The following is a 13,396-nucleotide window of genomic DNA, read 5'->3' as shown; positions in this document are numbered from 1 at the left end:
GCTACTTCTTCGCCGCCGCGCGCTTGCGGGGCGAGCGCGGGGCGGGCACCGGCGCCTCGTCGGTCACCCGGTCGCCGAGGATGTCCCGCAGGAACTTGCCGGTGTGGCTGGCCGTCACGGCCGCGACCTGTTCCGGGGTGCCCTCGGCGATCACCGTGCCACCGCCGTTGCCACCCTCGGGACCCATGTCCACCAGCCAGTCGGCGGTCTTGATCACATCGAGGTTGTGCTCGATGACGATCACCGTGTTGCCCTTCTCGACCAATCCGGAGAGCACCTTGATCAGCTTGCTGATGTCCTCGAAGTGCAGGCCGGTGGTGGGCTCGTCCAGCACGTAGACGGTCCGCCCGGTGGAGCGCTTCTGCAGCTCCGAGGCGAGCTTGACGCGCTGCGCCTCGCCGCCGGACAGGGTCGGGGCGCTCTGGCCCAGCCGCACGTAGCCCAGGCCCACGTCGTTGAGGGTGCGCAGGTGGCGGGCGATCGCCGGGACCGCCTCGAAGAAGTGCAGCGCCTCCTCGATCGGCATGTCCAGCACCTCGGCGATGGACTTGCCCTTGTAGTGCACCTCCAGCGTCTCCCGGTTGTACCGGGCGCCGTGGCAGACCTCGCACGGGACGTAGACGTCCGGCAGGAAGTTCATCTCGATCTTGATGGTGCCGTCACCGGAACAGGTCTCGCAGCGACCGCCCTTGACGTTGAACGAGAACCGGCCCTGCAAGTAGCCGCGCACCTTCGCCTCGGCCGTCTCCGCGAAGAGCTTGCGGACGTGGTCGAAGACGCCGGTGTAGGTGGCCGGGTTGGACCGCGGGGTGCGGCCGATCGGCGACTGGTCGACGTGCACCACCTTGTCCACCAGCTCGGTGCCGGTGATCCGGGTGTGCCGGCCCGGCACGCTGCGCGCGCCGTTCAGCTCGCGGGCCAGGTGGCTGTAGAGGATGTCGTTGACCAGGGTGGACTTGCCGGAGCCGGACACCCCGGTGATCGCGGTGAAGGTGCCGAGCGGGAAGCTGACCGTCAGGTCCTTGAGGTTGTTCTCGCGGGCGCCCTGGACCACCAGTTGGCGCGCCTTGTCGCGCGGGCGACGCACCTCCGGGATCGGGATCGAGCGCTTGCCGGAGAGGTACTGGCCGGTCAGCGACTCCGGGTTGGTGAGCAACTCCTTGAGCGCGCCGGAGTGCACCACCTTGCCGCCGTGCTCGCCGGCGCCCGGGCCGATGTCGACCACCCAGTCCGCGGTCTTGATGGTGTCCTCGTCGTGCTCGACCACGACCAGCGTGTTGCCGATGTCGCGCAGCCGGACCAGGGTCTCGATCAGCCGGTGGTTGTCGCGCTGGTGCAGGCCGATCGAGGGCTCGTCCAGCACGTAGAGCACGCCGACCAGGCCGGAGCCGATCTGGGTGGCGAGCCGGATCCGCTGTGCCTCGCCGCCGGACAGGGTGCCGGCCGCGCGGTTCAGCGAGAGGTAGTCCAGGCCCACGTCGACCAGGAAGCGCAGCCGCTCGTTGACCTCCTTCAGCACCCGCTCGGCGATCTTCTTGTCCCGGGCGGTGAGCTTCATCGCGCTGAGGAACTCGGCACAGTCGCTGATCGACATCGCCGAGACCTCGGCGATCGACTTGCCCTGCACGGTGACCGCGAGCACCACCGGCTTGAGCCGGGTGCCCTGGCAGGACGGGCAGGCCACCTCGCGCATGTAGCCCTCGAAGCGCTCGCGCGCGGTGTCGGTCTCCGCCTCGGCGTGCTTGCGCCGGACGAACGGGATCACGCCCTCGTACCCGGTGACCCAGGAACGGGCCTTGCCGAACCGGTTGTTGTAGCGCACCTCGACCTTGGCCTTGTGGCCGTGCAGCAGCGCCTTCTTGGCCCGCTGCGGCAGCCCGGCCCACGGGATGTCGGTGCGGAAGCCGATCTCGGTGGCCAGCGCGTCGATCAGGTGGCCGTAGTACTCCCGGGCGTGCCCGCCGGCCCAGGGGTGGATGGCACCCTCGTCCAGCGACTTCTCCTCGTCGGGGACCACCAGTTCCGCGTCCACCTCCAGCCTGCTGCCCAGGCCGCTGCACTCCGGGCAGGCGCCGAACGGCGAGTTGAAGGAGAAGGAGCGCGGCTCCAGCTCCTCGAACGACACGTCGTCGTACGGGCAGTAGAGGTGCTCGGAGTACATCCGCTCACGCTCCGGATCGTCGGCCGCCAGGTCGACGAAGTCGAGCACCACCATGCCGCCGGCGAGCTTGAGCGCCGTCTCCACCGAGTCGGTCAGCCGGCGCTTGGCGCTCTCCTTGACGGTGAGGCGGTCGATCACCACCTCGATGGTGTGCTTCTCCTGCTTCTTGAGCTTGGGCGGCTCGGTCAGCTGGACCGTTTCGCCGTCCACCCGGGCCCGGGCGTAGCCCTTGGACTGCAGGTCGGCGAAGAGGTCGACGAACTCGCCCTTGCGCTCGCGCACCACCGGGCTGAGCACCTGGAAGCGGGTGCCCTCGGCCAGCTCCAGCACCCGGTCCACGATCGCCTGCGGGGACTGCTTGGCGATCGGCCGCCCGCAGTGCGGGCAGTGCGGCTTGCCGACCCGGGCGAAGAGCAGGCGCAGGTAGTCGTACACCTCGGTGATGGTGCCGACGGTGGAGCGCGGATTGCGGTTGGTGGACTTCTGGTCGATCGAGACGGCCGGGGAGAGGCCCTCGATGAAGTCGACGTCGGGCTTGTCCATCTGGCCCAGGAACTGGCGCGCGTAGGAGGAGAGCGACTCGACGTACCGGCGCTGCCCCTCGGCGAAGATGGTGTCGAAGGCCAGCGAGGACTTGCCGGACCCGGAGAGCCCCGTGAAGACGATCAGGGAGTCCCGGGGCAGGTCCAGCGAGACGTTCTTGAGGTTGTGCTCGCGAGCACCGCGGACGATGAGGCGGTCGGCCACTGCTACTGGCGCCTTTCTCCGGGGACGGACTCGTCGGTGAGGCATCACTGACGGCAGACACTGATTCCAGTTTCACCGATCAGCCTATAGATCAGGCGTTCGATTATCGAGCTTGTCCACCCGGAACCACCCGACCGAGTGAAGCGCATCGCACTGACAATCGCCCGGATCCCGAGAAACCCCCTGCTCAGCGCCCCGCCCGGCGATAGCCTTCGCCCTGCACGGCCCAACGAGTCCGGGCCCTGCCACGTCACGCACCGACGGAGGCCCACCCGATGACCACCGAGAACACCGAGCTGGACCCGCAGGCCACCCTGGCCCAGGTCGCCGAGAGCACCGAGCGCCTCTTGCGCACCGTCGCCACCCTCGAGCCGAGCAGCCTCGCCGAGCCCTCCGCACTGCCCGGCTGGACCCGCGGCCATGTGCTGGCCCACCTGGCACGCAACGCCGACTCGCTGGTCAACCTGCTGGAGTCGGCCCGCACCGGCCAGGACATCCCGCAGTACGCCAGCGCCGCCGCCCGCGAGGAGGGCATCGAGCAGGGCGCAGGCCGCCCGCTGGACGAGCAGCTCGCCGACCTGCGCACCAGCGCCGCCCGGCTGGCCGAGGCCGCCGCCGCACTGCCGCCGCAGGCCTGGGGCGCCACCCTCAAGCACCGGCACGGCTACACCTTCCCCGCCGCCGAGCTGCCCTGGAAGCGGCTGGGCGAACTGGAGTACCACCACGTCGACCTGGCCCACGGCTACACCCCGGCGCACTGGCCCGAGGAGTTCGCCGCCGTCGAGTTCGGCAACCTGGCGGCCAAGTTCGCCGGGGTCGACGGCCTGCCGGCGATCGAGCTGCTGGCCGACGACACCGCCGCCAAGGCCCGGCTCGGCGGTGCGGGCGCGGTCGAGCTGCGGGTCGAGGGCCCGATCCGGGCGCTCACCGCCTGGCTGTCCGGCCGCTCGGACGGCGACGGCCTGCAGGTGCACCGCGACGGCGGCCCGCTGGCCGACCCGCGCACGGCACTGCCCGCCCTCCCCCCGATGGCCTGACGCGGGATCATATCCGAGCAACCATCGGCCAGACCGGCCAGAACTGCCAGAGGAGCACCCCTTGAGCTACCACGGAGCCGTCAAGGTCGGCGGCCCGCCGGACGTGCGGGAACTCGCCCACCTGATCATCACCAAGGTCGCGGTCGGCCCCTTCGACAACAACGCCTACCTGCTGCGCTGCCGGGCCAGCGACGAGCAGTTGCTGATCGACGCGGCGGCCGACGCCCCGGCGCTGCTGGAGACCGTCGGCGACCGGCTGGCCACCGTGGTCACCACGCACCGCCACCACGACCACTGGAACGCGCTGGCCGAGGTGGTGGCAGCCACCGGCGCCCGCACCGCGGCGGGCCGGTTCGACGCGGAGGGCATCGAGGTCCCCACCGATCTGCTGCTGGCGGACGGCGACACCGTCCGGGTCGGCGAGGTCGAACTGACCGTGCGCCACCTGGTCGGCCACACCCCGGGCGCGATCGTGCTGATCTACGACGACCCCGAGGGGCACCCGCACGTCTTCACCGGCGACTGCCTCTTCCCCGGCGGGGTGGGCAACACCTGGAACGACAAGGCGGCCTTCGAGAGCCTCTACCGCGACGTCACCACCAAGCTGTTCGACGTGCTGCCCGACGAGTCCTGGGTCTACCCGGGCCACGGCAAGGACACCACCCTCGGCGCCGAGCGCCCGCACCTGCCGCAGTGGCGCGAGCGCGGCTGGTGAAGCGGTGCGCCCCCGGGTGCCGCCGGTGCGGGCCCGGGGGCAGGCGCGGCCCCGGGGCTGCCGTCGTCAGGTGAGCGCGGCCCGCCGGGTGGCGCGCAGGCTGGTGACCGTGGTGATGCCGAGCACCAGCACGATGAAGCCGAGCGAGAACGGGATGCCGATCTCCGGCACGTGCAGCCCGCTCTCGTGCAGGGCGTGCAGCACCAGCTTGACGCCGATGAAGCCGAGGATCACCGAGAGCCCGTAGGACAGGTGCACCAGCCGCTTCAGCAGCCCGCCGATCAGGAAGTACAGCTGGCGCAGGCCCATCAGCGCGAAGGCGTTGGCGGTGAAGACGATGTACGGGTCCTGGGTGAGGCCGAAGATCGCCGGGATCGAGTCCAGCGCGAAGAGCACGTCGGTGGTGCCGATGGCCAGCATCACCACGGTCATCGCGGAGATCGCCGGGAAGCGCCGCCGGACCGCCGTGAGCACCCGGTTCTCCTGGAACTCCTCGTCCTGGTGGCCGGCTCTGGCCTCCTTGATCAGCTTCCAGGCCGTCCAGACCAGGAACGCGCCGAAGAAGTAGAAGACCCAGGAGAAGCTGCTGATCAGCGCCGCGCCGCCGGCGATGAAGACCGCGCGCAGCACCAGCGCGATCAGCACCCCGACCATCAGCACCCGCTGCTGCTGGGCGCGTGGCACCGCGAACTTGGCCATGATCAGCACGAAGACGAAGAGGTTGTCGACGCTCAGCGACTTCTCGGTCAGGTAGCCGGCGAAGAACTGACCGGCCGGCTGCCCGCCGCCGTACCACCAGAGGAAGCAGCCGAAGAGGATCGCCAGCACCACCCAGACCGCCGTCCAGGTGCCGGCCTCCTTGATCGAGACCTCGTGCGGCTTGCGGCCGCCGATGAAGAAGTCGGCGGCGATCAGGGCGATCAGCACCCCGATCGTGGTCGCCCACAGGGCGAGCGAGACGTCCATGAAGCTGGTCCTCCGGCATGTGTCGTCTGCCGGAGGTCTCTTCCGCCCGCACTGTACGACGCGGGCCGATGCTCCCGGGTCGGCCGATCCGCGGCCGCCGTGCTGACGGGAACACCGTAGGGGGAATACTCCCCTCCGTTCCCAGCAGAATACAGGAAGCCCCAAGAGAAGGTAAAGAACTACCCAAGGGCCTACAGGAACGGCTCGATCGCCGGCAGCAGGTCCTGGAAGGTCCGGGCCCGGGCCGGGGCACCGATCGCCTGCATCTCCCAGCCGCCGGACGGATCCCGGAACACCTTGGCCATGATCTGCCCGGTGTGCGCGCCGCCGCCGGTCAGCTCGTAGCGGGCCAGCTCCTGGCCGTTGAGCTCGTCGAGCAGGCGGCAGTGCGCGTTCTGCACCTCGGCGAAGGTCTGCCCGGTGTAGGAGCTGACCGTGAAGACCACCTGGGTGATCTGCGCGGGGATCCGGGACAGGTCCACCACGATCGACTCGTCGTCGCCGCCCGCCCCCGCGCCGCCGACCAGGTTGTCCCCGGTGTGCCGCACCGAGCCGTCCTTGCTCACCAGCTGCTGGAAGAAGACCACGTCGGCGGGCGTGCGCTCGGCGTAGAGCAGGGCCGAGGCGTCCAGGTCGATCTGCCGGGTGCGGCTGCCGAAGATGCCGCGCTTGGGCGCCGCACGCCACCCCAGGCCCATCCGGACCACGCTCAACGGCTCGCCACCGGGCTTGCGCAGGCTCACCTGCTGCCCCTTGGTCAGATTCACCGACACGGTGTTATCCCCTCTTCTCGGCCCGCGCGCTGGGTCACGCACGCCGGCCAGCGTCGGAACACCCCGCTGCCGTCCCCCGGCTGAGGCCCCCCTGGCTGCTGTCCGCCTGGTACGTCGTCTGCCAACCCTAGGCCCTGGGGGACGGCCCCACCAGGGCCGCCCCCGGCGCGTCAAGGGGTGCGCTAGGCGATTCCGGCCTCCTTGAGCCGGCGCAGCTCCTTCTTCAGTTCCTTGACCTCGTCCCGCAACCTGGCGGCCACCTCGAACTGCAGTGCGGCCGCGGCCGCGTGCATCCGCTCGGTCATCTCCTGGATGGTCCCGGCCAGTTCGACCGCCGGCAGGCTGCCGCTCCTGGCCCGGTCGGCCGCCCGGTCGGCGCTCAGCGCGGGGACCGGAGCCTTGCCCTTGGCCTTGGCGTCGTCCCGGTAGCCGGTGCTGAGCAGCTCCTCGGTGTCCACCTCCTCGCGGGCCAGGGTGTCCAGGATGTCGCCGATCTTCTTGCGCAGCGGCTGCGGGTCGATGCCGTGCTTCTCGTTGTAGGCCTGCTGGACGGCGCGGCGACGGTTGGTCTCGTCGATCGCCTTCGCCATCGCCGCGGTGATCTTGTCCGCGTACATGTGGACCTGGCCGGAGACGTTTCGGGCGGCGCGGCCGATGGTCTGGATCAGCGAGGTGCCGGAGCGCAGGAAGCCCTCCTTGTCCGCGTCCAGGATCGCCACCAGGGAGACCTCCGGGAGGTCCAGGCCCTCACGGAGCAGGTTGATGCCGACCAGCACGTCGTACTTGCCGGCCCGCAGCTCGCGCAGCAGCTCGATCCGGCGCAGCGTGTCGATGTCGCTGTGCAGGTAGCGGACCCGGATGTCCAGGCCGAGCAGGTAGTCGGTGAGGTCCTCGGACATCTTCTTGGTGAGCGTGGTGACCAGCACCCGCTCGTCCCGCTCGACCCGCAGCCGGATCTCGTGCACCAGGTCGTCGATCTGGCCCTCGGTCGGCTTGACGATCACCTCGGGGTCGATCAGGCCGGTCGGGCGGATGATCTGCTCGACCTGGCCGTCGCCACGGGACAGCTCGTACGGTCCGGGGGTGGCCGAGAGGTAGACGGTCTGGCCGACCCGCCCCAGGAACTCCTCCCACTTCAGCGGCCGGTTGTCCAGCGCGGAGGGCAGCCGGAAGCCGTGCTCGACCAGGGTGCGCTTGCGCGAGGCGTCGCCCTCGTACATCGCGCCGATCTGCGGGACCGTCACGTGGGACTCGTCGATGACCAGGAGGAAGTCCTCCGGGAAGTAGTCGAGCAGCGTGTTGGGCGCGGTGCCCGGCTCGCGGCCGTCGAAGTGCATCGAGTAGTTCTCCACGCCGGAGCAGCTGCCGATCTGGCGGAGCATCTCGATGTCGTAGGTGGTGCGCATCCGCAGCCGCTGGGCCTCCAGCAGTTTGCCCTGCTTCTCCAGGGTGGCCAGCCGCTCCGCCAGCTCCCGCTCGATGCCGTTGACCGCGCGCTCCATCCGCTCCGGGCCGGCCACGTAGTGGGTGGCGGGGAAGACGTGGATGGCGTCGTGCTGCTTGATGATCTCGCCGGTGAGCGGGTGCAGGGTGTAGAGCGACTCGATCTCGTCGCCGAACATCTCGATCCGCAGCGCCAGTTCCTCGTAGACCGGGAAGATCTCCACGGTGTCGCCGCGCACCCGGAAGGTGCCGCGGGTGAAGGCCAGGTCGTTGCGGGTGTACTGGATGTCGACGAAGCGGCGCAGCAGCGCGTCCCGGTCGATCTCCTCACCGACCCTGAGCTGCACCATCCGGTCCACGTACTCCTGCGGGGTGCCGAGACCGTAGATGCAGGAGACCGAGGCGACCACCACGACGTCCCGACGGGTGAGCAGCGAGTTGGTGGCCGAGTGGCGCAGCCGCTCGACCTCCTCGTTGATCGAGGAGTCCTTCTCGATGTACGTATCGGTCTGCGGGACGTACGCCTCGGGCTGGTAGTAGTCGTAGTACGAGACGAAGTACTCGACCGCGTTGTTCGGCAGCAGCTCGCGGAACTCGTTGGCCAGCTGGGCGGCGAGCGTCTTGTTCGGCGCCATCACCAGGGTGGGCCGCTGGAGCTTCTCGATCATCCAGGCGGTGGTGGCCGACTTGCCGGTGCCGGTGGCGCCCAGCAGGACGACGTCCTGCTCGCCCGCGCGGACGCGGCGTTCCAGCTCGGCGATGGCCGCCGGCTGGTCGCCGTTCGGCTGGTAGGGGCTGACGACCTCGAAGGGCGTCGTGGTCCGCTCAATGCTCGTGATGGGTCGCACGGTCCCACCGTACGACCCGGCACCGACAGTCCGGATCTATCGAGCGGAATCCCGGGCGAGCGCGACCAGGCGGGAGATCGCGCGCAGGTACTTCTTGCGGTAGCCGCCCTTCAGCATCTCCTCGGAGAAGACCTGGTCGAACGGGATGCCAGAGGCGGTGACCGGCAGCTCGCGGTCGTACATCCGGTCGGCCAGCACCACCAGGCGCAGCGCCGTCGACTGGTCGTCCACCGGCCGCACCCCGCGCAGGAAGACCGCGTGCACATCGTCGAGCAGCGCGCCGTACCTGCTGGGGTGCACCACCGAGAGGTGGGCCAGCAGGTCGCCGAAGTCGTCCAGCGCGGCGCCCGGGGTGCCGGCGGCGCGCTGGGTCACCTGGTCGTCGGAGTACGGCGGCGGGGCGGCCGGCAGGCCGCGGTGGCGGTAGTCCTGGCCGTCGATCCGCAGCGGGCGGAAGTGCGCCGAGAGCCCCTGGATCTCGCGCAGGAAGTCGGTGGCCGCGAACCGGCCCTCGCCCAGCTTCTCCGGCAGGGTGTTGGAGGTGGCGGCCAGCTTGACCCCGGCCTCCACCAGCCGCGACAGCAGCGTGGAGACCAGCACCGTGTCACCCGGGTCGTCCAGCTCGAACTCGTCGATGCAGAGCAGCTTGTGGCCGGAGAGCGTCCGCACGGCCTGCTGGAAGCCCAGCGCGCCGACCAGGTTGGTCAGCTCGACGAAGGTGCCGAAGGCCTTGGGGCCCGGCGCCGCGTGCCAGAGCGAGGCCAGCAGGTGGGTCTTGCCGACGCCGTAGCCGCCGTCCAGGTAGACGCCGGCCGGGCCGGCCGGTGGCGCCGCCTTGCGGAACCAGCCGCGCTTGGGCGCCTGGACCGCGTTCAGGCCGGCCGCGAACTCCTCCAGCACGGTGACCGCCCCGGCCTGGCTGGGCTGGGTGGTGTCCGGTAGGTAGGACCCGAAGCTGACGCCGGCGAATCGCGGCGGCGGGACCATCTCCGCGACCAGGCGCTCGGCCGGAACCACCGGACGGCGCTCGGTCAGCGCGAGCGGGGAGCCGGTGACCGTACCGACTATGGCTTCAGGGTGGGAGGCTGCGGGCACGGTAGTCAAGAGTACGCGTCGTGGAAGACTGCCAGACATGCGCCAGCTGATCCGTCCGTCACACTCCGCCGACCACGCCGATCCCGCCGCGCTGGAGGCGTTGGCCGACACCTACGCCTATCCCGAGCAGGTGGCCGCGGGCCGGCCCTGGCTGCGGGCCAACATGGTCGGCTCGCTGGACGGGGCCGCGAAGCTCTCCGGCCTCTCCGAAGGGCTCTCCGGCGACGCCGACAAGCGGATCTTCGGCGTGCTGCGGGCACTCGCCGACGTGGTGCTGGTGGGCGCGGAGACGGTCCGGGCCGAGGGCTACCGTCCGGCCAGGGCGCGCGCCGACTTCGCGGCGGCTCGCGCGGCCGCCGGGCAGGCGCCGGCGCCGGTGATCGCGATCGTCAGCCGCAGCCTGGTGCTGGACCTGGACGCACCGCTGTTCACCGAAGCGCTGGTGCGCACCGTGGTGATCGCGCCCGAGGACGCCCCGGCGGCCGCGCTGACCGCGGTGCGGAAGGTGGCCGACGTGATCACGACGGGTCGCGGCGGGGTCGACCTCACGGCGGCCCAGGCCGAGCTGACCGCGCGCGGCTGGACCCGGCAGCTCACTGAGGGCGGCCCCCGCCTGCTGGCCCAGCTGGCCGCCGACGGGCTGCTGGACGAGCTGTGCCTGTCGCTGGCCCCGCTGCTGACCGCCGGGGACGCGCCACGGATCATGCACGGTGTGGAAATGGCTGACGCACAGCGGATGCGGCTGGTCTCATTGATCGAGCAGAAAGGTTTCCTCTTCACTCGCTACTGCCGTACCCCCGAGTAACCGCCCACTCTCCAGGTGGCCCGTGCGCCACATGTGCCGCGTGAGGAAAGCTTCCTCCGGGCAGTATGGGAGGGGACACCGGACCCCGGGGGCCTGTAACACGGAAGGGACTCTAGTGTTCAAAACCGTACTGATGATCGAAAAGGCGCTCTCCGACGCCGATGTGGAGCTGGTCACCACCCTGCACGGTGAGGAGAAGGTCTCGTTCGTCGTCCTGATGCAACCGCGCGGCAAGCAGGACGAACTGCTGCGCTCCCTCGACGACGTGGCGCTCGGGCATCTCGACAAGGCGGTGCACGAGCACGACGAGGCGAACGGACCGGCGGTGGTCGCCGAGTCGCTCGAGCACAGCCTGCGCCACCTGCGACAGGCCGGCGCCGAGGCGGCCGGCCAGGTGGTCGAGGCCGACCCGCTGGACACCCTGCGCACGGTGGTCGAGGAGTCCTCGGCGGACGAGGTCCTGGTGCTGACCGCGCCGCACTTCGTGGAGGAGTTCTTCCACCGCGACTGGGCCTCCAAGGCCCGGCACAAGGTCGGCGTGCCGGTGCTGAAGCTCTTCGCCAGCGAGGCCTGACCCACCCGGCGGCCCCGAGCGGCGACACCCTCGCGGGCCTGGGGCCCGGTCCCCTGACATGGGGCCTGGTGACCCGCTCCTCCGCTGCGGGCGGGTCCCGCCTCGCCCCCAGCCTTCGGCCGGAAGGTGCCCCCACCTCGGCGGCCCCCACCCTCCACTGCGTCGCGGGTCAGTCGCCCGGCTGGTGGCAGAATCGTCCTTGCGGGAATGCCCGCGAGGACGATTCGCCATTTCAGCTCGCCTCTTCAGCTCTGGAGACTGCCTTGAACGACGCCGCCCACGACCTGCACGCCCCGCACTTCATCGGAATCGGCGGGGCCGGCATGTCGGGTCTTGCGAAGATCCTCGCGGTGCGTGGCGCCAAGGTCTCCGGCAGTGACGCGAAGGAGTCCGAGACCGTGCTCGCGCTGCGCGAGCTGGGCGCCGCCGTCCAGGTCGGCCACACCGCAGAGAACGTGCCGGACGGCGCCAGCAGCATCGTGATCTCCAGCGCGATCCGGGCCGACAACCCCGAGCTGGTGGCCGCCCGCGAGCGCGGCATCCCGGTGGTGCACCGCTCGGACGCGCTGGCCGCGCTGATGGGCGGGCGGCGCGCGCTGGCGGTGGCCGGCACGCACGGCAAGACCACCACCACCAGCATGCTGGCCGTCGCGCTCGGCGAGCTGGGCCTGGACCCGTCCTACGCGATCGGCGGCGACCTGGACGCCCCCGGCAGCAACGCGCAGCACGGCACCGGCGAGATCTTCGTGGCCGAGGCGGACGAGAGCGACCGCAGCTTCCACAAGTACGCGCCCGAGGTGGCGATCATCCTCAACGTGGAGCTCGACCACCACGCCAACTACGCGTCGATGGACGAGATCTACGACTCCTTCGAGACCTTCGTCGCCCGGATCGAGCCCGGCGGCACCCTGGTGATCTCCGCCGACCACGGGGGCGCCCGCGAGCTGACCGCACGGGTGGCCGGCCGCGACGGCCTGACCGCCGCGGGGGTGCGGATCGTCACCGTCGGAGCCGCCGAGGACGCCACCGTACGGGTGGTCTCGGTGGCCGCGCGCGGCATGACCAGCGAGGTCACCGTCGAGCTGGACGGCCGCGAGCTGGCCTTCACCGTCTCGGTGCCCGGGCGGCACTACGCGCACAACGCCGTCGCCGCCCTGGCCGCCGGTGTCGCGCTCGGCGTGCCGGCCGAGGACCTGGCCAAGGCGCTCGGCTCGTACACCGGCGTGCGCCGGCGCCTGCAGCTCAAGGGCGAGGCGCGCGGCGTGCAGGTGATCGACTCCTACGCGCACCACCCCACCGAGATGACCGCCGACCTGGAGGCGATCCGGGAGGCCGGCGCCGGCCGGGTGCTGGTGGTCTTCCAGCCGCACCTGTTCAGCCGGACCCAGCAGCTGGCCGAGGAGATGGGCCAGGCCCTGGCACTGGCCGACGCCTCGGTGGTGCTCGACATCTACCCGGCGCGCGAGGACCCGATCCCGGGCGTGACCAGCGAGCTGATCATCGACGCGGCCCGCCGCGCGGGTGCCGAGGTGACCGCCGAACACGACTTCGCGGCCGCCGCCGCGGCGCTGGCCGAGCTGGCCGCACCGGGCGACCTGGTGCTGACCATGGGCGCCGGCGACGTGACCAACCTGGGACCGGCGATCTTGGACGAAATCGGGAATGGCCTGGAGCGGCTGGCTGCTGATGCGGTCTGAAGGAGGTCAGAGATGAGCTACGAGATCGAGAAGACCGAGGGCGAGTGGCGAGCCCAACTCAGCCCGCAGGAGTACCACGTGCTGCGTGAGGCGGGCACCGAGCGCCCGTTCGTCGGCGAGTACACCGACACCAAGACGGTGGGCGTGTACAGCTGCCGGGCCTGCGGCAGTGAACTGTTCAGCTCGGAGACCAAGTTCGAGAGCCACTGCGGCTGGCCCTCCTACTACGCGCCGCTGGCCGAGGACCGGGTCCAGTACATCGAGGACACCACGATGGGCATGCGCCGGGTCGAGGTCCGCTGCGCGCGTTGCGGCGGCCACCTGGGCCATGTCTTCGAGGGCGAGGGCTATGAAACGCCGACCGACCAGCGGTACTGCATCAACAGCATCTCGCTGACCCTGCGGCCGGCCGAGTAGCGCGTCGATTTCGATTGCTGTCCCGCGGTTGCGACCGAACCGCCGGTCCGACCCGTCCTGGTGAGCAGAGCCCGCAGCAGCGGGTCCGCACAGCCGGCGTGCGACCGACATCAGAGGG

At 70.6% G+C, this 13,396-nt stretch carries 11 protein-coding genes; 6 read left to right on the top strand and 5 right to left on the bottom strand.

Features of this window, described 5'->3' with window-relative positions:
- Position 1: 1 nt before the first annotated feature.
- Entirely contained in the window at positions 2-2,908 is a 2,907-nt protein-coding gene (gene uvrA / locus P3T41_RS07510; RefSeq protein ID WP_280688804.1) for an excinuclease ABC subunit UvrA, read from the bottom strand.
- Positions 2,909-3,183: 275 nt separating this feature from the next.
- Here uvrA and P3T41_RS07505 point away from each other — a divergent pair, with 275 nt between their 5' ends.
- The gene (locus P3T41_RS07505) at positions 3,184-3,945 is read left to right on the top strand and encodes a maleylpyruvate isomerase family mycothiol-dependent enzyme (protein WP_280688803.1); all 762 of its coding nucleotides are present in this window, start codon (positions 3,184-3,186) and stop codon (positions 3,943-3,945) included.
- 61 nt (positions 3,946-4,006) lie between these two features.
- Entirely contained in the window at positions 4,007-4,660 is a 654-nt protein-coding gene (locus P3T41_RS07500; RefSeq protein ID WP_280688802.1) for an MBL fold metallo-hydrolase, read from the top strand.
- A 66-nt stretch (positions 4,661-4,726) separates the two neighbouring features.
- On the opposite strand, the gene P3T41_RS07495 is transcribed toward P3T41_RS07500, so the two are convergent.
- The 4 genes from P3T41_RS07495 to zapE all read right to left on the bottom strand — a co-directional run bounded on the left by P3T41_RS07495 (position 4,727) and on the right by zapE (position 9,785).
- The gene (locus P3T41_RS07495) at positions 4,727-5,626 is read right to left on the bottom strand and encodes a TerC family protein (RefSeq protein WP_280688801.1); all 900 of its coding nucleotides are present in this window, start codon (positions 5,624-5,626) and stop codon (positions 4,727-4,729) included.
- Positions 5,627-5,817: 191 nt separating this feature from the next.
- Entirely contained in the window at positions 5,818-6,399 is a 582-nt protein-coding gene (locus P3T41_RS07490; RefSeq protein WP_280688799.1) for a TerD family protein, read from the bottom strand.
- Between the two features lie 182 nt (positions 6,400-6,581).
- Complete coding sequence (gene uvrB / locus P3T41_RS07485; protein WP_280688798.1) at positions 6,582-8,690, bottom strand: excinuclease ABC subunit UvrB; 2,109 nt, start codon at positions 8,688-8,690, stop codon at positions 6,582-6,584.
- Positions 8,691-8,726: 36 nt separating this feature from the next.
- Positions 8,727-9,785: a cell division protein ZapE gene (gene zapE / locus P3T41_RS07480; protein ID WP_280688797.1), complete on the bottom strand. Its 1,059-nt coding sequence runs from the start codon at positions 9,783-9,785 to the stop codon at positions 8,727-8,729.
- 37 nt (positions 9,786-9,822) lie between these two features.
- Here zapE and P3T41_RS07475 point away from each other — a divergent pair, with 37 nt between their 5' ends.
- The 4 genes from P3T41_RS07475 to msrB all read left to right on the top strand — a co-directional run bounded on the left by P3T41_RS07475 (position 9,823) and on the right by msrB (position 13,278).
- Positions 9,823-10,590 (top strand): pyrimidine reductase family protein, encoded by a 768-nt coding sequence (locus P3T41_RS07475; RefSeq protein ID WP_280688796.1) that lies wholly within the window; start codon positions 9,823-9,825, stop codon positions 10,588-10,590.
- Between the two features lie 115 nt (positions 10,591-10,705).
- Positions 10,706-11,164: an indole-3-glycerol phosphate synthase gene (locus tag P3T41_RS07470; RefSeq protein ID WP_280688795.1), complete on the top strand. Its 459-nt coding sequence runs from the start codon at positions 10,706-10,708 to the stop codon at positions 11,162-11,164.
- A 263-nt stretch (positions 11,165-11,427) separates the two neighbouring features.
- A complete protein-coding gene (murC, locus tag P3T41_RS07465; RefSeq protein ID WP_280688794.1) occupies positions 11,428-12,861 on the top strand; it encodes a UDP-N-acetylmuramate--L-alanine ligase in 1,434 nt (477 codons plus the stop codon).
- Positions 12,862-12,873: 12 nt separating this feature from the next.
- A complete protein-coding gene (msrB, locus tag P3T41_RS07460; RefSeq protein ID WP_280688793.1) occupies positions 12,874-13,278 on the top strand; it encodes a peptide-methionine (R)-S-oxide reductase MsrB in 405 nt (134 codons plus the stop codon).
- The last annotated feature ends 118 nt before the right edge of the window (positions 13,279-13,396 follow it).

It is taken from the genome of Kitasatospora sp. GAS204B (genome assembly GCF_029892155.1).
Classification (GTDB): domain Bacteria; phylum Actinomycetota; class Actinomycetes; order Streptomycetales; family Streptomycetaceae; genus Kitasatospora.
Note: the sequence above shows the minus strand (reverse complement) of the source record. Positions and strands in the feature narration are given on the sequence as shown.